The sequence below is a fragment of the Acinetobacter nosocomialis genome (genome assembly GCF_041021905.1).
Classification (GTDB): Bacteria; Pseudomonadota; Gammaproteobacteria; order Pseudomonadales; family Moraxellaceae; genus Acinetobacter; species Acinetobacter nosocomialis.
Genome location: NZ_CP157432.1, coordinates 212,426 through 231,904, shown reverse-complemented (window position 1 = coordinate 231,904; position 19,479 = coordinate 212,426). Strand labels below are relative to the sequence as shown.

17 protein-coding genes are annotated in these 19,479 nt (G+C 39.0%); 8 read left to right on the top strand and 9 right to left on the bottom strand.

All coding sequences use genetic code 11. The features are described from left to right. Nucleotides 1-7: 7 nt before the first annotated feature. A complete protein-coding gene (locus ABLC00_RS01100; protein ID WP_031944163.1) occupies nucleotides 8-886 on the top strand; it encodes a dihydrodipicolinate synthase family protein in 879 nt (292 codons plus the stop codon). A 42-nt stretch (nucleotides 887-928) separates the two neighbouring features. Here the strand turns inward: ABLC00_RS01100 and ABLC00_RS01095 are convergent, their stop codons facing one another. Continuing rightward, nucleotides 929-1,750 carry a TorF family putative porin gene (locus tag ABLC00_RS01095; protein ID WP_006582289.1) on the bottom strand — a complete coding sequence of 274 codons (822 nt, stop codon included), beginning with the start codon at nucleotides 1,748-1,750 and terminating at the stop codon, nucleotides 929-931. 964 nt (nucleotides 1,751-2,714) lie between these two features. On the opposite strand from ABLC00_RS01095, the gene ABLC00_RS01090 reads away from it, so the two are divergent. Beyond that, nucleotides 2,715-4,031, top strand: a complete 1,317-nt coding sequence (locus ABLC00_RS01090) for an OprD family outer membrane porin (protein ID WP_002048907.1) — start codon at nucleotides 2,715-2,717, stop codon at nucleotides 4,029-4,031. A gap of 108 nt (nucleotides 4,032-4,139) precedes the next feature. Here ABLC00_RS01090 and ppa read toward each other — a convergent pair whose 3' ends face one another. Continuing rightward, entirely contained in the window at nucleotides 4,140-4,667 is a 528-nt protein-coding gene (gene ppa, locus ABLC00_RS01085) for an inorganic diphosphatase (protein WP_002048945.1), read from the bottom strand. A gap of 127 nt (nucleotides 4,668-4,794) precedes the next feature. After that, on the bottom strand, nucleotides 4,795-5,193 hold the full coding sequence (locus ABLC00_RS01080; protein WP_002048944.1) for an MAPEG family protein: 399 nt from the start codon (nucleotides 5,191-5,193) through the stop codon (nucleotides 4,795-4,797). Nucleotides 5,194-5,299: 106 nt separating this feature from the next. Between ABLC00_RS01080 and ABLC00_RS01075 the strand changes: the two genes are divergently transcribed. After that, a complete protein-coding gene (locus ABLC00_RS01075) occupies nucleotides 5,300-5,683 on the top strand; it encodes a hypothetical protein (RefSeq protein WP_033846893.1) in 384 nt (127 codons plus the stop codon). A gap of 41 nt (nucleotides 5,684-5,724) precedes the next feature. Here ABLC00_RS01075 and ABLC00_RS01070 read toward each other — a convergent pair whose 3' ends face one another. The 6 genes from ABLC00_RS01070 to ABLC00_RS01045 all read right to left on the bottom strand — a co-directional run bounded on the left by ABLC00_RS01070 (nucleotide 5,725) and on the right by ABLC00_RS01045 (nucleotide 14,298). After that, nucleotides 5,725-7,404, bottom strand: coding sequence for a long-chain-fatty-acid--CoA ligase (locus ABLC00_RS01070; RefSeq protein WP_031956157.1), 1,680 nt, complete (start codon nucleotides 7,402-7,404; stop codon nucleotides 5,725-5,727). 297 nt (nucleotides 7,405-7,701) lie between these two features. Continuing rightward, complete coding sequence (parC, locus tag ABLC00_RS01065; RefSeq protein WP_033854509.1) at nucleotides 7,702-9,921, bottom strand: DNA topoisomerase IV subunit A; 2,220 nt, start codon at nucleotides 9,919-9,921, stop codon at nucleotides 7,702-7,704. Nucleotides 9,922-10,074: 153 nt separating this feature from the next. After that, the gene (locus ABLC00_RS01060; RefSeq protein WP_033854508.1) at nucleotides 10,075-11,394 is read right to left on the bottom strand and encodes an MFS transporter; all 1,320 of its coding nucleotides are present in this window, start codon (nucleotides 11,392-11,394) and stop codon (nucleotides 10,075-10,077) included. A gap of 82 nt (nucleotides 11,395-11,476) precedes the next feature. Beyond that, nucleotides 11,477-12,121, bottom strand: coding sequence for a trimeric intracellular cation channel family protein (locus tag ABLC00_RS01055; RefSeq protein ID WP_002048969.1), 645 nt, complete (start codon nucleotides 12,119-12,121; stop codon nucleotides 11,477-11,479). 45 nt (nucleotides 12,122-12,166) lie between these two features. Further along, nucleotides 12,167-12,634, bottom strand: a complete 468-nt coding sequence (locus tag ABLC00_RS01050; protein WP_033846890.1) for a YchJ family protein — start codon at nucleotides 12,632-12,634, stop codon at nucleotides 12,167-12,169. A 71-nt stretch (nucleotides 12,635-12,705) separates the two neighbouring features. Then, a complete protein-coding gene (locus tag ABLC00_RS01045) occupies nucleotides 12,706-14,298 on the bottom strand; it encodes a TerC family protein (protein WP_004710994.1) in 1,593 nt (530 codons plus the stop codon). Nucleotides 14,299-14,624: 326 nt separating this feature from the next. Between ABLC00_RS01045 and ABLC00_RS01040 the strand changes: the two genes are divergently transcribed. From ABLC00_RS01040 to ABLC00_RS01020, 5 genes are all read left to right on the top strand, one after another. After that, the gene (locus ABLC00_RS01040) at nucleotides 14,625-15,248 is read left to right on the top strand and encodes a TIGR00730 family Rossman fold protein (RefSeq protein ID WP_001089658.1); all 624 of its coding nucleotides are present in this window, start codon (nucleotides 14,625-14,627) and stop codon (nucleotides 15,246-15,248) included. A 168-nt stretch (nucleotides 15,249-15,416) separates the two neighbouring features. Further along, nucleotides 15,417-16,808 (top strand): multidrug transporter subunit MdtD, encoded by a 1,392-nt coding sequence (mdtD, locus tag ABLC00_RS01035; RefSeq protein ID WP_006581192.1) that lies wholly within the window; start codon nucleotides 15,417-15,419, stop codon nucleotides 16,806-16,808. Between the two features lie 77 nt (nucleotides 16,809-16,885). Continuing rightward, nucleotides 16,886-17,644, top strand: coding sequence for a GH25 family lysozyme (locus ABLC00_RS01030; RefSeq protein ID WP_017393524.1), 759 nt, complete (start codon nucleotides 16,886-16,888; stop codon nucleotides 17,642-17,644). Nucleotide 17,645: 1 nt separating this feature from the next. Continuing rightward, a complete protein-coding gene (gene dinB, locus ABLC00_RS01025) occupies nucleotides 17,646-18,701 on the top strand; it encodes a DNA polymerase IV (protein WP_004883696.1) in 1,056 nt (351 codons plus the stop codon). A 321-nt stretch (nucleotides 18,702-19,022) separates the two neighbouring features. After that, nucleotides 19,023-19,376 (top strand): RidA family protein, encoded by a 354-nt coding sequence (locus ABLC00_RS01020; protein ID WP_004711002.1) that lies wholly within the window; start codon nucleotides 19,023-19,025, stop codon nucleotides 19,374-19,376. Nucleotides 19,377-19,479 lie beyond the last annotated feature (103 nt).

The following is a 19,479-nucleotide window of genomic DNA, read 5'->3' as shown; positions in this document are numbered from 1 at the left end:
TTCGACCATGAAACTAAAAGGCATTATTGGCTACCCTGTTACTCCATTTTCTGATGACAACACCATTAATCTTCCTGTTCTAAAACAAATGCTGAATTTGCTTATTGAAAATGGTTGCGATGCAATTGCACCTTTAGGCAGTACAGGCGAAAGCGCTTATCTTAAATGGGATGAATGGTGCTTAGTCGCAAAAACCTCAATTGAAAGCATTAATAAGCGCGTGCCTGTCATTATTGGAATTTCAGAACTCACCACTGATCAAGCCATCAAAAAAGCCCAGATCGCGCAAAGCTATGGTGCAGATGCACTTATGGTGATTCCTGTATCTTATTGGAAACTAACTGATCAAGAGATTTTTGAATATTATCAAGCGATTGCTCAGGCCACGAGTTTACCAATTATGGTGTATAACAACCCTGCAACCAGTGGCGTTGATATGTCTCCAGAGTTAATTGTGCGTATGTTTAACAACATCGCAAATATCACGATGGTAAAAGAAAGCAGCGGCGATATTCAGCGCATGCATAAAATTTATGAACTATCAAAAGGTGAACTTCCGTTTTATAACGGTTGTAATCCTCTAGCTTTAGAGGCCTTATGTGCGGGAGCAAGCGGTTGGTGTACAGCAGCACCAAACTTGCTGGGTCAACAACCTCAACAGCTTATTCAACACGTCAAAAATGGTGAATTAGAGCAAGCTCAGAAGTCATTTTACCAACAACTTCCTATCCTACGTTTTATCGTAACTGGTGGTTTGCCTAAAACGATTAAAGCAGGTTTACAGTTAAAAGGTATTTCTGCGGGGTCACCACGTAAGCCTTTGTCTAAAGCCACGAATATTGAGCTTAATCAGTTAAAACAACTACTTTCTGAAATAGAAAACTAATAAAAAAGCGGGTTTATTTACCCGCTTTTTTACAGCATAAACTTAGAAAGTTTTAGTTAAACTAAATACTAGACCAGCGTCATAAGGCTTTTTCTGAGCATCAGTCATACCAGAAGTACTCACATCAGTACCCACTACGTCTAATTCAGCCAAAATACCTAAAATGTTACGGTTTACACCAACTTTATAATCAATATAGCTGTCGTCTGTACCAGGGCCGCCCGCAACTACGGCTAAAGCCTCTTTGTTTTTGAATTTGTTATAACCAACTGATGCAAGTCCAGTAAATCCAGTGTTTGCAATTGGTGCCGAATAACCTACGTTAAAATACCAGAACTGTTTAGAGTTCGCCCAGTAGTCATTTGAATAGTTAACGCCCACACTGAGCGCATCGCCTTTAAATAAAGAATCGGCAAACGTTAACTTACCGTAAATTTCATTAAAATCTAATCCATTTTTGCCATCGTAACCAATGCCGTTACGGTCAAAACTATGGCCCGAACCAATGTAACCATAATGGATCACACCTACATCATAAGTTGGCGCAAGCTTATCGGATAACTTTAACGTATTGGTATAACCCAAAGCGACATCTGTTTCAGTTGAGTTACCTGTTACACCAAAATCAACACTTGAACCCCAAAGCGATAAATAAGCACCTGATTTATGAGAAAAAGTAAAACCACCTTGAATGGCAGGGTTATTTGAAGATTGTGTAACACCACGGAAACGATAATCTGTGGTTGCTGCTACGCTACCTGTTGTCGTGATTCCATAGAAAGATGGAGCACTTTCAGCCATAACCATGGTTGAACCTGCTGTGAGTACGCCGACTGCTACTGCTTTAAGTGCAAATTTCATCATTTTGATCTCCCCCACAATGAACGCACGATTTAATTGAATTAAACAAATTTTGTTACTTAAGCTTTAGCAATTGCTGTGCCAAGTCCATATTTGGTATCGCTGGGCTGCATAAGTTTTGAAATCAAATTCTTTTTAAAATGAAAAAATTGCTTAGTACACGAAACTTTATATTTATAAAAAACAAATATATAAAATAGATTTATTACAAATCTAAAAATACTCAACATAGAAAAACCCCTTATCGGAAATTAGTAACCGAGGTAAGAAGTATTCCTTTGATACGCGTAAATTTTCTATTTAGATCTAAAGCTGAGATATAAAAAGTATGTAAATTATTGAAGGCGTTAGATGAAATGATCTGTGATTGAGCATTTTTGCTTACTTCATTTCTGTATTTATTTCTGAGTTAAAGTCGATGAACTATTTTGGGTCTTTTTTAGGCAACAATATAAATAAAAAAAGTACTGCACAGAATTTATGCAAAATATCGCACTAGATTTGATCAGTTCAATTAAATTCTATTGGCTTATTATAACAATCGGTTCATATATACAGTACTTCTAAAAACAATGTTATACAGTAACAATTTATAAGTAGGCTTAAAATAAATCGTTGAAAAAATCAACTCAAAGCAAGGTTAAAAAGTAAACATATCCAGCAAAAAAGGATAAAAAATGAACACAAGAATCACGTATTTTTTGAAGTTTGACTATAAAATAAATGGTAAAAATCAACTAAAAAATAAATTACTTTTTTTATTTTAAACAATACATTAAGTATAAAAGGCTATGAGTAAATTTACTAAATAACCGGTAGCACATTAATCAATTTCTGCATAGCATATATAAAATAAAATCAACAAAAATATATCTTTTTTATAGATTACTTATACAATTGATGGAAATCCTAGGCCCTGAACTATAACAAGGCACAGGATTTATCGTTTTTATGAGGTTCTTTAAATATGCTAAATGCACAAAAACTTACATTAGCAGTTCTCATTTCTGCGGCAATAATTTCCTCAGCTCAGGCAAGCGAGCAAAGTGAGGCAAAAGGATTTGTTGAAGATGCGAACGGTTCTATTCTCTTCCGTACAGGTTATCTAACTCGCGACAAAAAACAAGGCGCGAAAGATACTAGTTCATTTGCTCAATCGGCAATTGTAAATCTTGAATCTGGCTTTACCCCTGGTATTGTTGGTTTCGGTGTAGGCGTTGTTGGTGACGGTTCATTTAAAATCGGTGAAAATAATAATGCCGGTAATCAAATGATTCCTAAGCACAATGATGGTTCAGCTTACGATCATTGGGGCCGTGGTGGCGGTAGCGTTAAAGCTCGTTTCTCAAATACGACTGTACGTTATGGTACTCAAGTACTCGATTTACCAGTTTTAGCAAGTAACACTGGCCGTATGGTTCCTGAATACTTTACAGGTACTTTATTAACAAGCCATGAAATCAAGAACCTTGAATTAGTAGCTGGTAAATTCACTAAAGACCAAATGTCTGATCAAATTAATACCGATGCTGATGTATTTGGTAAAGGTCTTGATCGTGCAATCGTTTGGGGCGGTAAATACAAGTTTGATGATAACTTAAATGCCTCTTACTATGGTTTAGATAGCAAAAATAAACTTGAACGTCATTATGCTAATGTGAACTATAAACAGCCTTTGGCTAATGACAGTTCATTAACTTATGATTTCAGTGGATACCATACTAAGTTTGATGCAAATGCACGCACTTATTCAGCAACTGGCTTTGTAGCACCAGATTATGCTGATAATGGTAAAGCAGGCGAAGAAAAGACCAACAATATTTGGGCAATTTCAGGAACTTATGCTACTGGTCCACACAGTGTGATGCTTGCTTACCAACAAAACACTGGGAATGTTGGTTATGACTATGGTCAAAACGCTGACGGTTTCCAAAGTATTTATTTACCAAACTCTTATATGTCTGATTTCATTGGTAACCACGAGAAATCTGCACAAATTCAATACAACGTTGATTTCGGTAAATTAGGCGTATTACCTGGTTTGAACTGGACAACTGCATTTGTATACGGTTGGGACATCAAAGTTCGTGATGTAACTGACAATGCTCAAGAGCGCGAATTCTTCAACCAAGTAAAATACACAGTTCAAAGTGGTTTTGCTAAAGATGCAAGTCTTCGTGTCCGTAACTCTTATTACCGTGCAAGTGATTCTTACCAAGGTGCGTACATCGGTGATACAAACGAATGGCGTATCTTCCTTGATATCCCTGTGAAATTATTCTAATTCATAGATCTATCAAGCATAAAAAAAACCTACCTCTGGTAACACAGGTAGGTTTTTTATTGAGTCTAGAATATCAATTGAGACACACTAGACTCATAAAATCAAAACTTATTTTTTAGCAGCTTCGATTGCTTTCAATACTTCAGCTTTAGCAACGTCCGCACCTTCCCAACCGCTGATTTTTACCCATTTGCCTGGTTCTAAATCTTTATAGTGGCTGAAGAAATGCTCAACTTGGCTAATCAACAATGGAGGAAGATCTGTATATTCCTTCACATCTTTGTAAAGTGGAGATAATTTCTCATGTGGAACCGCGATTAATTTCGCGTCGATACCGCCGTCATCTTCCATGTTTAATTTACCCACTGGACGGCAACGAATTACAGAGCCAGCAGCAACAGGATGCGGAGTTACAACAAGTACGTCTAATGGGTCGCCATCTTCAGATAAAGTATTTGGTACATAACCATAGTTTGCTGGATAGAACATTGCTGTGCCCATGAAACGGTCTACAAACAATGCATCAGAATCTTTGTCAATTTCATATTTAATTGGCGCTGCATTTGCAGGAATTTCAATGATGACATAGATGTCATTTGGTGCATCTTTACCTGCTGGGATATTGCTGTAACTCATATCAATACTCTTTCGTTATGAAGTCAGATGTAAAATCCACTCGATTATAACGTGGATATCATCAAAATGATGCCGATTATACAATGCGCACACGCGAAAGTTGATATGAATGGTGACAGAATGACACTCAAGTCAACTTAATTGTCACGATCAACAAGAATATTGGGCATAACAATGATAAAAACCAGACAATCGAGCGTAAAGTTGCCCAATTACTCAAGTAACAAATGCCATAAATCACGCGCAAAATAATATATGCCCAGCCCAGTCTCAAAATAAAGTACTCAGGCACCACCATATATTCAGCCATCAAAATAGCTGTTAAAAATAAAGGTAAACTTTCAAAACTGTTTTGTTGTACTGCATTTGCCCGAGCAGCGATCCCCTTTGTATTAGCAAGAAAATCTCTTGGGTTCTGATTATCAGAGGGCTGAAAACCACCCTTAAATTTTGCAATTACGGTAAATGCGTATGGCAGCAAACATGCCACTAAAATAATATAGATAATGCTGCTGATGCCGTGCATAGTGCCATCCATCACTGAAAATACTGTTGATCATGCTATCATAACTCATCGTTTTTACCTGAAATTTTATGCAATCGCATGTCATCACTGATTTATAGGGCTATGTATGCAACAACCTGATCAAAAAGAATTGCTCGAGGTCTTAGAAAAGCAAAAGAAGAACCAGCTTCAGGTAGATCTTATCTTCAAAATTGTATTACCAATTGTCGCTTTTTTACTGAGTGTGATTTGCGCGAATTTTAATTGGCAATCGACACTGGGTACCTTTGTCATTTTGACAATCACTTTTATTGCAGTAGGTGTCAAAAGACTTCCTTTATGGTATTGGCTGATTGTAATTACCGTGTATTGTCTGATAGATAATTACCTTAGTTATGGCCAACTTGACTTGTCTCACTTACGCCTACAACTCGGCACAATGATTATTTTTGTGGGTATGGTTGGAATCGGCCGTCCTTATGTAGACCGCTGGTTTATGAAAAGCCACTAAATAAAAAAGCGCCCTACGGCGCTTTTTTTAATCACTAACGATTAAGCAGGTTTACGTAGATCTTTACGTAAAATTTTACCTACATTTGATTTTGGTAATTCATCCATAAACTCAACATAACGAGGGCGTTTGTAGCCTGTTAAGTTTTCTTTAGCAAAGTTCAAAATTTCTTCTGTGGTCAAGCTTGGATCTTTTTTCACAATAAAGAGTTTTGGTACTTCACCTGATTTTTCATCTGGAACACCAATTGCAGCAACTTCCAACACTTTTGGATGTTTAGCAATAACTTCTTCAATTTCACTTGGATAAACGTTAAAGCCTGAAACCAAAATCATATCTTTTTTACGGTCTACAATTTTTGTATATCCACGGCTGTCCATTACACCAATGTCACCAGTACGGAAGAAGCCGTCAGGTGTCATCACTTTAGCGGTCTCATCTGGACGGTTCCAATAGCCTTTCATCACTTGAGGACCACGGATGGAGATTTCACCTTGTTCACCTAAAGGTAATTCTTTACCGTCATCATCTAAAATAGCAACTTCTGTTAAAGGTAATGGAATACCAATCGTGCCGCTAAATTCAGTAGAAGCTGGAGGGTTTGCAGTCGCTACCGGAGAAGTTTCTGATAAACCGTAACCTTCAATAATGGTAGTGCCAGTAATTTTCTTCCAAGCTTCTGCTGTAGAAGGTAAAACTGCCATACCACCGCCCATTGCCATTTTTAAATTGCTATGGTCAAGTTGTTTGAACTCTTCATTATTTACCAAGGCATTAAACAATGTATTTACTGCTGGGAAGAAAGAAGGTTGATATTTACGTAATTCCTTAATCACGGCTGGTAAATCACGCGGGTTCGGAATCAGGATATTTGCCTGTCCTTTGTACATGCCGTACATCGCACAAACCATGAATGCAAAAATATGATAAAGCGGTAATGCACAAACGATACGATCACCTTTAGCACCATCATTTGCACCAAATTTACTTTGGAAAATACCGTCACACTGTAAAAGGTTAGCAACCAAATTACGATGCGTCAGCTCAGCACCTTTTGAAACGCCTGTTGTACCACCCGTATATTGAAGCACAGCAGTATCACTTAAAGTTAAAGTCGGGCGTTTATAATTGCTTGGGTTTTCTTTATTTAATGCGCTATTAAATTTAACATGGCCAGGAATATTCCAAGCTGGAATTTGTTTACGCACTTTACGTAAAACAAAGTTCACTAAAGTACCTTTTAGTGTACCTAACATGTCTCCAACAGAAGCAACTACAACATGCTTGACTGGAGTTTTACCTAAAATACTTTGATAAACACTCGCAAAGTTTTCAATAATGACGAGAACTTCAGCACCTGAGTCATTTAACTGATGTTCAAGCTCACGTGCTGTGTATAGCGGGTTAACATTCACTAAAATCAAGCCAGCACGGAAGACTGCCAATGCCACTACAGGGTACTGCAATACGTTTGGCATCATTACTGCAACACGCGTACCTTTTGCTAACCCCAAATTTTGCAAATAGGTCGCGAACTTACGGCTTGCAAGTTCCAACTCGTTAAATGACATGGCTTTATCCATAAAGATAAAGGCATCACGAGAACCAAATTTTTGGAAATTACGCTCAAAAATATCAACAAGTGAGGTATTTTCTGCAGGCAATGCTACTGTTTCTGGAATCCCTGTCTTTTGGTATTCTGCAAACCAAATCTTTTCCATAATGCCATTATCTCCGATTCGTAATCCTTAGTAATAACTGTTATTCAATGCCCCAGCTATTCTTTAGCTTCTTGGTGCCAGAACATATTTAAAACTTATTGGCACATTCATGACACTTTCGAACAAGATTATGAGACAGAAGTTTTGACAATTTGACCCTGCCAAATTTTTTGCATGGAGTACAAATTATGTACTCCAAATTGCTGCCCTTTTAATCATTATTCCATACCAACAAGTTCAGTTCACTGCTTGAACTTGTTGCCATATATAGCGTATTTATGTTGCCAGACGCTAGCTTTATCTCTGAATCAACAGTTTATTTGCTTTTTGATATCCACGTGGTAAGAGCTGACCTTTCGAAGCACGTTTACCCATGTATTTTTGTAGATCATCACCTTTTAATTTGAGATGTTGTTGACCTGCAACCACCTGAATTATTTCATCTAAGTTCAGGGTTGTCATGGATAAAATTTGCTCTTTGGCTTCAAGTTGTATCAACTTATTACCTTTACCTTTATTTAAATTTGGCAGCTCGGCCAAATCTAAAATTAACAAACGCCCTGCTGAGCTCAGTACAGCCAAATGCGTCATATTTTGGGCAGAAATGAGTGGTAGAGCTTTTGACTTCTCTGGTACCGTTAAAAATGTCTTACCGGCTTTCGCAGTGGTATCTAATTGCTTAGTTTGAGTTTTAAAACCGTAACCTGCGGAACTTGCAGCAATCAATTCAGACTCATCATCATCTAAATAAACCTGAATAAACGATACACCACTTGCTGGAGAAAGCTTAGAACTTAATGGATCCCCCAAGCCTCTGGCTGAAGGTAAATTACTAATCGGTAAGGCATAACTACGCCCTGTTTCATCAAGGAAATAAACTCGCTGATTGGTTTTACCGACAGCATGACTTAAATATTGGTCCCCTGCGCGGTAGTTCAGATTTTCAGCATCAACATCTGCACCTTTTGCCGCACGGACCCAGCCAGCTTCAGACAACACAACTGTTACCGTTTCGGCTGGCATTAAATCCTGTTCTTTAATTTGAACCGCTTCAGCACGTGCGACAATTGGAGAACGGCGCTCATCACCGAACTTTTTCGCATCTTCTTTTAGTTCACCAATAATCAGATTTTTTAGAGATTCAGGATTTTCGAGTTGTTCACGAATAATGGCAGCTTTCGCCGAAAGCTCATCTTGTTCATGACGGATTTCCATCTCTTCAAGTTTTGCCAAATGACGTAATTTAAGCTCTAAAATTGCTTCAGCCTGTATCTCATCAATATTGAAGTGTTCCATCAACACTGGTTTAGGCTGATCTTCTTCACGAATAATACGAATGACTGTATCAATATCGAGATAAGCAATTAAAAGACCTGCCAAAATATGCAGGCGCTTTTCAATACGGTTTAAATGATACTGCAAACGACGAGTTACCGTTTTTTTACGGATCTCAATCCATTCCAGTAAAATACGGCGAATCGATTTAACTTGAGGGCGGCCATCTTCGCCAATCATATTTAAATTGACACGATAGCTTGATTCTAAATCGGTGGTCGCAAATAAGTGACTCATCACTGCTTCCGCATCAATACGGTTAGAACGCAGCACAATCACGAGTCGTGTCGGGTTTTCATGATCCGACTCATCACGCACATCAACGACCAATGGCAGCTTTTTAGCCTGCATCTGGTCAGCAATTTGAGTAATCACCTTAGAGCCAGATACTTGATATGGCAGCTCAGTAATCACAATTTCATGCTTTTCAACAGAATAAACCGCTCTCATGCGGTAGCTACCACGACCAGTCGTCTGGATTTTAAGTAACTCTTCTGGCGGAGTAATAATTTCAGCTTTGGTTGGTAAGTCTGGAGCCGGAATATATTCAGCTAATTTTTCATCTGAGGTTTGTGGATTACGGATTAAGGCAATCGTTCCTTTTACCACTTCACGCAAATTATGCGGTGGAATATCGGTGGCCATACCCACAGCAATACCAGTTGTACCATTGAGAAGAATATTAGGTACACGTGCAGGTAAAGTGATCGGTTCTTTTAACGAACCATCAAAGTTATCTTGCCATTCGCTAGTGCCCTGACCTAATTCGCTCAGCAATAATTCACTATAAGCCGAGAGTTTGGCTTCGGTATAACGCATCGCAGCAAAAGACTTAGGATCATCTGGCGAACCCCAGTTCCCCTGACCTTCAATTAAAGGATAGCGATAGCTAAATGGCTGGGCCATTAAGACCATGGCTTCATAACAAGCCGAGTCACCATGTGGATGGTATTTACCCAGTACATCACCCACTGTACGCGCTGATTTTTTAGGCTTACCACTATTTTTTAAGCCTAGTTCGCTCATAGCATAGACAATACGGCGCTGTACAGGCTTTAAGCCATCACTGATATGCGGCAATGCACGGTCCATAATGACGTACATGGCATAATTCAAGTAAGCCTGTTCAGTAAATTCGGCTACAGAGCGGTTTTCTGTCGCATGATGCGCAAGGCTGGTCATAGTCAGCTTATCTTCCAAATCAGTCGTTATTTTAAGTGTGTATTATGCTAAGTGGGCTATGTTACAGACACAAGAGGGACTCTGTCACCTGAGCGTCAAATTGTGTCTTATCTCTCTATATTTTTAGTTACTTGCTATAAAGTTAGGCAAAAACTATAGCCCGATCGACTCTAACCTTTTACCTTGAGTCTCTTCACCTAATACCAAAATAACTAAGGCCACAGCAAGTAAAACAACAGTAAACATCATAAAAACGTGATTAAACCCGTTTTTGGCGACCATCATATGTGTCACGACCATTGGCGCAACAATTCCACCGATACGCCCCATTGCCGATGCCCACCCCGAACCAAAGGCCCGAATGTTGGCTGGATATTGTTCTGGTGTGTAGGTATATAACACTCCCCATGCACCCAAATTAAAGAATGACATGAGACAGCCCCAAAACATAATGCTATTTACAGTGTCGGCTTGTCCAAAGAAATATGCCGACAAAGCACAAAAACCGATAAATGCAGCAAGTGTGATTTTTCGACCTAACCGTTCAACAAACCACGCGGCCGCCAAGTAGCCTGGTAACTGCGCCAAAATCATAAGCAATACATATTCAAATGATTTGACAACGTCGTAACCTTGTTTCACCAATAAACTCGGCAACCACGTAAAGATGCCGTAATAGGAATAAACAATACCAAACCAGATCAGCCAGAGCATTAGACTTCTGCGAGCAAATTGGCCACTCCAGAGCTGTTTAAATGAAACTTTTTGTCGCATGGCTACAGGTACGACTTCAATATGGTGAACAATTTGCACACCTGCTTTAGCTTCTAGTTTTTGTACAAGTGCATGCGCTTCTTCAATACGACCACGGTTAATTAGATACGGTATCGACTCAGGGACTTTTTTCCAAATCACTAAAATATAAATCAGTGGAAGACCTCCCACAAGAAAGGCAATATGCCAGCCAAATTTAGGAATAATAAAATAAGAAATGAGCGCAGCAACCAGCCAGCCTAATCCCCAAAAGCTTTCAAGCAGAACAATAAACCGTCCACGAACATGAGCAGGAACATATTCACTGACCAATGTAACTGCTACAGGTAACTGTCCACCTAGCCCTAGTCCCACAATAAAACGAAAAATTAATAGCCACTTCAGATCTGGAGCAAAAGCACATAACGCAGTCGCAATACTATAGATGGCCATAGTCATCGCAAATACAGTTTTTCGGCCAAAACGATCTGCTAAGGCACCAGAACAAACTGCTCCTATGGCCATTCCCACAAAGCCAATACTGACAATCCAGCCACTTTCAACTGGTGTTAATGACCAGTCTTTAACAAGGGTCGTCATAATAAAAGCGATAATACCGGTATCCATCGCATCAAACATCCAACCTAAGCCCACTACCCATAAAAGCGTGTAGTGAAATTTGCCAATTGGAAGATTTTGTATACGTGAAACCAGATCCATAGGAACAACTCTACTGGAAAGAATAAGTGGACAAGACCATATATAGAATTGTTATATCATGCCCACATGAAGTTCTGCATGATTAATGTTCGTCGGTTGAAGAAGCCGACTCTGCATCATCATCTTTATAAATAAATTTAGGCATTTCCAAACCAAAATAAATGGCAATTAAACGAAGCGTAAAACCAAATACCAAGGTTGAAATAACAGTAAGTTCTAGACTTAAACCTAAGTCTAGACAGACCCAATAGCAAATAACGGCAACAAAAGAAATACTTGCATAGAGCTCACGGCGGAAAACAAACGGGACATCGTTACATAAGATGTCACGTAAAATACCACCTGAAACTCCCGTTAAAACGCCTGCTACAGCCGACACGACAAAGCCATGTCCCATTTGTAAGGCAATCTGGCAACCAATAATGGTAAATCCAATCAAACCTAAAGCATCAAGCACCAAGAAAATGTTATGTAAATGGCGCATCCACTTAGCAATGATGATGGTAACAAAAGCAGCACAACACGTTAAAACTAAATATTCAGGGTGCTTTACCCACGTTAAAGGATAGTGTCCAAGTAGTACATCACGTACAGAACCACCACCCAAGGCCGTCACACAGGCAATCAGTACAACACCGAACCAGTCCATACTCCGTCGTCCAGCAGACAATGCACCAGTCATGGCTTCGGCAGTAATCGCAATAATATAAATAACGGTGAGTAACATTGCCCTTTCCCTCAGGCCAAACGGTGGGCGTATTTTAAGATAAAGTTATAGGAATTGTGCACAGCATTGCTTAAATTTTTTTCCTGAACCACAGATACACGGTTGTTTCATGGTGACCTGCATATCGACCGTTGGATCAAGAAAAAACCATTGCTGCTGGTGATATACAAAATGTGAAACTTCATGATGGATTTGAGCACTTTTTCCATCGTGATAATGAGCCTTAAACTCGACCTGTGCATGAGTTTTGTCTAATTTTTCTTTGGCCTGTATGACTTCTAAACCGAGCCATTGATTCTGTTTGCTCCATTCGGCAATCCCCTCTTTATCAAGAACAGCTTGCTGACCTAAAGCCGTCGTTTGCACAATATAATCGATTTGCTGCAATGCAAATGCGCTATAACGCGAACGCATAAGCTGCTCTGCGGTGAGTGCTTTTGCTGTGCCTAAATGTAAAGGCTCACAACATTCTGCATAGCTACCTTTTCCGCATGGACAAGTTTGTTGGGTCATTCGATACTTCTCAAATAAAAAATAGCTCAAAGTTGAGCTATTTTATGATGTTTCTAAATCTGACACGCAATTTAATCTTTCGATTCATCTTGTTCGATAGAAACAATATGAACTTTCTCGATCTTGTGGCCTTCCATGGTTACAACTTCAAAGCGATAACCATCCGCTTCAACAGTTTCACCATTTTCAGGTAAGCGACCTAAATGGAATAACAAATAACCCGATAAAGTAGAGTACTGTTCACTTTCATCTACCAAATCACGACCGAGTAAAAGCGATACATGACGAATATCGGTTGAACCTTCAAGTATTAAAGAACCATCTTCTAAGCTTTCAGCTGCTGCATCTAGTTCATCTTCATCAGGGAACTCACCAGCAATTGCTTCTAAAATATCAATTGGTGTCGCAATACCTTCAATTGAACCATATTCATTTAGAACAATCGCCATTTGCAAAGGAGCCTGACGTAATTGTTCCATCACCATAAGCACTTGAGCATTTTCATGCACAATGACTGGCTCACGTAAGTACTTTTGAAAATCAACAACGCCTGTTTCAATGAAGCCATTTAGAACTTTATGCGTAAGCGCGATACCTTCAATATTATCAAGTTCACCACGAGCAACAATTAAACGTGAATGTGTCATCGACATTAAACGTTCTTTCAAAACTTCTGGTTCATCATCTAAGTCAATCCATTCAAGCTCAGGTCGTGGAGTCATCACCGACTTTACTGGGCGTTCAGATAACCCAAGTACGCCTTGTACAAGCACACTATGGTAAGCACCATTTTCTTCATCAAAGACTTCATCGGCAAAAGCTTGAGTAGCCAATACATCTTCTTTATCAGCCGTTTGGGCATCTGAAGTAGAACCGCTATTTTTACTGCCTAACATACGTAAAACCGCAGAAGCTGTGCGATAACGTAAATCTGTAGTCGTCACTAGCTTTTCTTGATTGCGACGCATGGTTTGGTTGATCATTTCAACTAAAATCGAGAAACCAATCGCAGCATATAAGTAACCCTTCGGAATATGGAAACCAAAACCTTCCACCACCAACGAGAAACCAATCATCATTAAGAAGCCAAGACACAGAATAACGACTGTTGGGTGCTTATTTACAAAGTCCATGAGTGGTCTTGAAGCCCACAGCATAATACCCACAGCAATCACAACAGCAACCATCATGATTGAAAGCTCTTTGACCATACCTACAGCAGTAATTACGCTGTCTAGTGAGAATACGGCATCAAGCACTACAATCTGGACAATCACCATCCAGAACGCAGCATGAACTGGATTATCTTCTTTATGAAGCTGTTTACCTTCCATGCGCTCATGCAATTCCATGGTGCCTTTAAATAACAAGAACACACCACCGAATAACAAGATCAAATCACGGCCAGAGAATGGATGGTCAAAAATATGGAAAAGTGGTTGGGTGAGTGTCACAACCCAAGCAATTGAAGCTAACAGAATAAGACGCATTCCCAAAGCGAGTATTAAACCCACTATACGTGCCTTAGTACGTTGTTCTGGCGGTAACTTTTCAGCCAAAATAGCAATAAAGACGAGGTTATCGATCCCTAGTACGATTTCAAGAACAATTAATGTAGCTAAGCCTACCCAAGCAGACGGATCAGACATCCATTCAAAGATCATTGATCCTGCTCCTGTGCTGGGTGGATTTTATCTTTATTGGGCAACACAACAGGCGTGCCTAGACAAAGGGGGAATAATGTTTTTTTAGGACAAGAAATTAAAACGGAGCGACTACAACCACTACCCATATTTGTTCATATGTTGTTAAACGAATTTTCAGTATAGGCAAGATTTAACATAAATTCATCATTTTTATTTGATCATTATATGTATTCACCAAACCCATACAAAACATGAATCTTTCCTATAAAACTGCTTATAAAGTTGTCATATTTTTTGCTTAGTGTAGACAAGAAATATGAACGTGATAAGGTGAAAATAAAGCAATGAATAGCGTATTAACAATGGCAGTAAATGATTCACCAATAACATCTGTAAAAACAACACAACCTCTTATTGCATTATATTGTGGCTCACGAGCAGGAAATAACCCGATTTATCGCGAAAAGGCAATTGAATTAGCCAGCGGAATTGCTGAACAAGGTTTTGGTTTGGTCTACGGCGGTGCCAGCATTGGTCTAATGGGACAAGTTGCAGAAAGCGTACTTGCGCATGGTGGAGAAGCTGTAGGTGTCATTCCTGAATTTATGCTTGATTATGAAGTGGCTCATGCAGGATTGACCGAACTGCATGTGGTCGAAACCATGCATGAACGTAAAGCCATGATGGCAGAGCGTGCGAGTGCTTTTATCGCACTACCTGGTGGTTTGGGAACATTCGAAGAAATTTTGGAAATTGCGACGTGGGGTCAACTCAATCAGCATCAAAAACCTATGATTTTATATAACGTAAATGGTTTTTATAATGCATTAATTGCTCAGTTAGACCATGCTGTACAAGAAGGCTTCCTCCCTCTTCAGCATCGAGCTAAATTAATTGTATGTGAAGAAATCGATCAAATTTATAACGTCATTAAAAATTTAAAAATGCCAAAAAGATTTGTTGTGTAAACTCTCCTATCTCAATAAAAAAGCGGTTCTTCCGCTTTTTTTGTTTTAACTATTTTCACGATTGCCTTCAAAAGCAATTAGATTTAGTAAAGGGGTACTCAACATTGCCTTACTCTTTTTACTTTCAATTTGTTTTACACTAAGCGAAAACGTTAATTTTCAAATGTTATGAATGCCACGCCGACTCATCAAGCTTTGCAACCTGAATATCGCCTATTGGTTCTTTTGGTTTCCATTGGCTTTTTTATGCAGGCATTAGATACAACAATTGTAAATACAGCTATTCCTGCAATGGCACATCATTTAAATGAAGATCCATTACGTATGCATAGCGTGGTGGTAGCTTATGTTTTATCTGTGGCGGCCTGTATTCCTTTAAGTGGATGGTTGGCCGACCGCTTTGGTGTTAGAAATACGTTTTTATCAGCAATTGTTATTTTTACGCTTGCATCTTTAGGTTGTGGTCTTTCTCAAAGCCTTAATGAACTTTTATTTTTCCGTGTCATTCAGGGTGTTGGGGGGGCATTATTACTCCCCGTTGGTCGTTTATCACTTTTAAAAATTATTCCCCGAACTCAGTTCCTAGCTGCCATGAGCCTTATGAGTCTGGCAGGTTTACTTGGTCCTTTGGCAGGTCCCACACTCGGAGGCTGGCTCGTTGAAGTTGCAACATGGCACTGGATTTTTCTTATTAATATTCCAATGGGTATACTCGGTATATTAATGACATTAAAAGTCATGCCAAATGTAAAAGAACCTACAGTAAAATCCTTTGATCTTATTGGTTTTGTGCTCTTAGTCGTTGCAATGATTGGCTGGTCTTTAGGTATTGAACATATTGCCTCGCCTGAATACTCCAAATGGTTCAGTATTTCACTGTTAGTGGTGGGAGTAATCGCAACGCTTTGGTATGCCTATCATTCACATACACATCAAAATGCATTATTCCGTAGCCGTCTCTTTAGAAATAAAATTTATGCGATTGGTATTTTAGGTAATTTCTTCGCCCGCTTTGGTGGTAATGCCCTACCTTTTGTTTTACCACTCATGCTACAGGTCGCTTTTGGTTTTGAGCCATTCATTGCGGGATTAATGATGATTCCGCTAGTGTTAGGCTCGCTTTTCTCCAAGCCGATTGTTAGACCGATCATTCAGAAACTGGGTTATCGTCGTTTTCTGTTAATTAACACAACTTTAGTGGGACTATGTATTGCGTCTTTTGCAATTATGACTGTCGACACCCCAACTTGGTTTAGAGCTTTACACTTCTTCTTATTTGGTACATTAAACTCATTACAATTCGTAGGAATGAATACGCTCACCTTAAAAGATTTGCCTCAGCAAGATGCGAGTAGTGGGAATAGTTTCTTATCAATGATTATGATGCTTTCAATGAGTATTGGTGTTGCGCTAGCAGGTACACTCATCAATGTATTTACCAATTACTATGGTACAGCCCATGTAACAACAGCGTTCCATGTCACCCTTATTTGTTTAGGGTGTATTAATGTCATTACTGCGCTTATCTTTTGGCAAATTCCAAAAAATACACCTGTGTAAGCAGTTGCATTTTTAGCATGGTTTATATTTCTTAAATCACGCTATGATGTGGGCTTAATATCAATACTGAGTTTTGCATGACCAAGCTGGCAAAAACCTTTTCTGCACCACGCTACAATACCCTAATTGGGATTGTTTTAGCTTGTGTTATGGGGGTTCTGACTTACTTTGGTCTGTTCTACCAACAAAAAGCAATCGCTCAAGATTACCCTGTTCAAGGCTTTGATATTTCTCATCATCAAGAAGATATCAACTGGAAAAAAATATCCCCAAAAAAATTCCAATTTGTTTATTTAAAAGCAACTGAAGGCGGTGATTATAAAGACCCAAAATTTCAAGAAAACTGGCTAAAAGCACGCGAACATGGATTTCATGTCGGGGCTTATCATTTTTATCGTTTATGCCGTGATGGTAAAACACAAGCTGAAAATTTTATAGCCACTGTGCCCAACAAGACCGATGCCCTTCCCCCTGTTATTGATTTGGAATATGACGGCAACTGTATTAATGCGCACACCAAAGAACAACTACTTAAAGAAATAGGCATCATGCATGACCGCTTAAAACAGCATTATGGTAAACAGCCTATCTTTTATATTTCCAAAACTTTTTATCACATTGTATTAATAGGTAGTTTCCCTAATACACCTCTGTGGGTCAGAGATTACGAAGGAAAACCTGAGCTTAAAGACAAAAGAAAATGGCTCTTTTGGCAACATAGTAATCAAGGTAAAATTGAAGGTATGACCAAGCCAGTAGACTTAAATGTTTATGAGGGTTCAGTCAAAGAATGGCACCAATTTTTACAGCAGCAAGGCATCGTGAAAGCACAATAATATGCGCAAAATCATTCATATCGATATGGATGCCTTTTATGCATCGGTCGAATTGCGAGAACGTCCTGATCTAAAGCATCTGCCCGTCGTTATATCTTCACATCATCCGCGCGCTGTTATTGCGGCAGCTTCTTATCCTGCTCGTGAGTTTGGTTTACGCTCTGCTATGTCTATGAGCCAAGCAAGAAAACTATGTCCTCACGTTGTTATTATTGAACCTAATTTTGAAAAATATCGTGCTATCTCGGCTCAAATTCATAGCATTTTTCAACAATACACCACTCTTATTGAACCTTTATCTTTAGATGAAGCCTACCTCGATGTTACTGAAAATTTAAAACAAATCGCGAGTGCCACCGAAGTGGCCATGCATATACGAGAAGATATTTTCAGGCTAACAGGACTAACAGCTTCGGCTGGTGTAGCACCCAATAAATTCTTGGCAAAAGTTGCGTCCGACTGGAATAAACCGAATGGCCTGTTTGTTATAAAGCCCTCTCAGGTGGCCAGTTTCATTCAAGACTTGCCCTTAAAAAAAATTCCGGGGGTCGGTAAAGTTACCCAAGAAAAACTCCAACAGCTTGAGTTACATACGCTGGGTGACTTACAAAAAATTGAAGAAGCTGTTTTGGTTCACCACTTTGGTAAATATGGGCAACAGCTTTATTTATATGCCCAAGGCATCGACAACCGCCCTGTTCAAGCTGAACGTGCTCGTCAGCAAATTTCAAAAGAAACCACATTTGATAGTGACTTTACTTTAGCCCAGTGCCAACCCTACTGGCATGGCCTAGCCGAAAAAGTCTGGCAAAGTTTAGAGAAAAAGCAACTTAATGCTCGTGGTGTAAATATTAAGCTCAAACTTAAGAATTTCCAGACTTTGCAACACAGTAAAAGTTTTAAGAACCCAATTCATTCTCAACAAGACCTCATTCAAGTTTTATTCTTACTTTTAAATGAGATGCATATTCCTGAAAACTTCCAATTTCGGCTGATTGGTATTGGAGTTTATCAATTACAGACCAAAGCTGACGACTTTCAGTTGTCATTATGGTAAGTGTTGTTTTTTTATACAAAAGAACAACTTTTAAACAAAATCTATTCCCTTTTGCTCAAAGTTTGAAGTAATCTAATCAGCGCATATTCATTACCCATGTATTTGCAACATGTCAAAAACAACCTTTATTTTTGGCATATCGTCCTGTGATTGGCGCGACGACCAAATCCGAATATTACAGGGCACTTAAAGTACATGGAGCTTGCCCATCCTTATAAATCACAACAATAATCTACCCAAATTCTTTTGCAGTTGCTTGCACCTGCCTACTAACTCTTCATAAAATCGAGCTATTCCATAAAGAAACTTTAGAGCATTTTTATGACGGTAAAACGCTTACACGTGACTTCAAGATATTGTGAAGTGGCGATTTCGGGTAATTTGGTTCATTTAGCAGGACAGCTCGCTGATGATACCAGCGTGGACATTACAGCACAGACCCAACAAACTTTAGACAATATTGATCGCTTACTTGCTGAAGCTGGTACGGACAAGAGTCATATTCTTTCTGTCATGATTTTTCTAAAAGATATTGAAACGGATTATGCGGCTATGAATGCTGTATGGGATGCATGGATTAGCAAAGAGCATCCGCCTGCTCGTACTTGTGTGGAGTCTAAACTTTATGCACCTGATGTACTGGTAGAAATGACTGTCGTTGCAGTACTTCCTTAATTCTCTTTGATTTTAATTAATAAAAAAACTGAGCAATATTGATTAAGATAGTGCTCAGTTTTTTATGTTTTTAGAAATTTTAATTTCAGCATTTTATTCAAAT

Coding starts and splice junctions, on each gene's coding strand:
- ABLC00_RS01060 (WP_033854508.1), bottom strand. CDS start 11,394: ATGGATCTGGTTTCACGTATACAAAATCTTCCAATTGGCAAATTTCAC.
- ABLC00_RS01045 (WP_004710994.1), bottom strand. CDS start 14,298: ATGATCTTTGAATGGATGTCTGATCCGTCTGCTTGGGTAGGCTTAGCT.
- ABLC00_RS01020 (WP_004711002.1), top strand. CDS start 19,023: ATGACGGTAAAACGCTTACACGTGACTTCAAGATATTGTGAAGTGGCG.
- ABLC00_RS01080 (WP_002048944.1), bottom strand. CDS start 5,193: ATGCACGGCATCAGCAGCATTATCTATATTATTTTAGTGGCATGTTTG.
- mdtD (WP_006581192.1), top strand. CDS start 15,417: ATGAATGCCACGCCGACTCATCAAGCTTTGCAACCTGAATATCGCCTA.
- ABLC00_RS01070 (WP_031956157.1), bottom strand. CDS start 7,404: ATGGAAAAGATTTGGTTTGCAGAATACCAAAAGACAGGGATTCCAGAA.
- ABLC00_RS01095 (WP_006582289.1), bottom strand. CDS start 1,750: ATGATGAAATTTGCACTTAAAGCAGTAGCAGTCGGCGTACTCACAGCA.
- ABLC00_RS01040 (WP_001089658.1), top strand. CDS start 14,625: ATGAATAGCGTATTAACAATGGCAGTAAATGATTCACCAATAACATCT.
- ABLC00_RS01100 (WP_031944163.1), top strand. CDS start 8: ATGAAACTAAAAGGCATTATTGGCTACCCTGTTACTCCATTTTCTGAT.
- dinB (WP_004883696.1), top strand. CDS start 17,646: ATGCGCAAAATCATTCATATCGATATGGATGCCTTTTATGCATCGGTC.
- ABLC00_RS01090 (WP_002048907.1), top strand. CDS start 2,715: ATGCTAAATGCACAAAAACTTACATTAGCAGTTCTCATTTCTGCGGCA.
- ppa (WP_002048945.1), bottom strand. CDS start 4,667: ATGAGTTACAGCAATATCCCAGCAGGTAAAGATGCACCAAATGACATC.
- ABLC00_RS01050 (WP_033846890.1), bottom strand. CDS start 12,634: ATGACCCAACAAACTTGTCCATGCGGAAAAGGTAGCTATGCAGAATGT.
- ABLC00_RS01075 (WP_033846893.1), top strand. CDS start 5,300: ATGCAACAACCTGATCAAAAAGAATTGCTCGAGGTCTTAGAAAAGCAA.
- ABLC00_RS01055 (WP_002048969.1), bottom strand. CDS start 12,121: ATGTTACTCACCGTTATTTATATTATTGCGATTACTGCCGAAGCCATG.
- ABLC00_RS01030 (WP_017393524.1), top strand. CDS start 16,886: ATGACCAAGCTGGCAAAAACCTTTTCTGCACCACGCTACAATACCCTA.
- parC (WP_033854509.1), bottom strand. CDS start 9,921: ATGACCAGCCTTGCGCATCATGCGACAGAAAACCGCTCTGTAGCCGAA.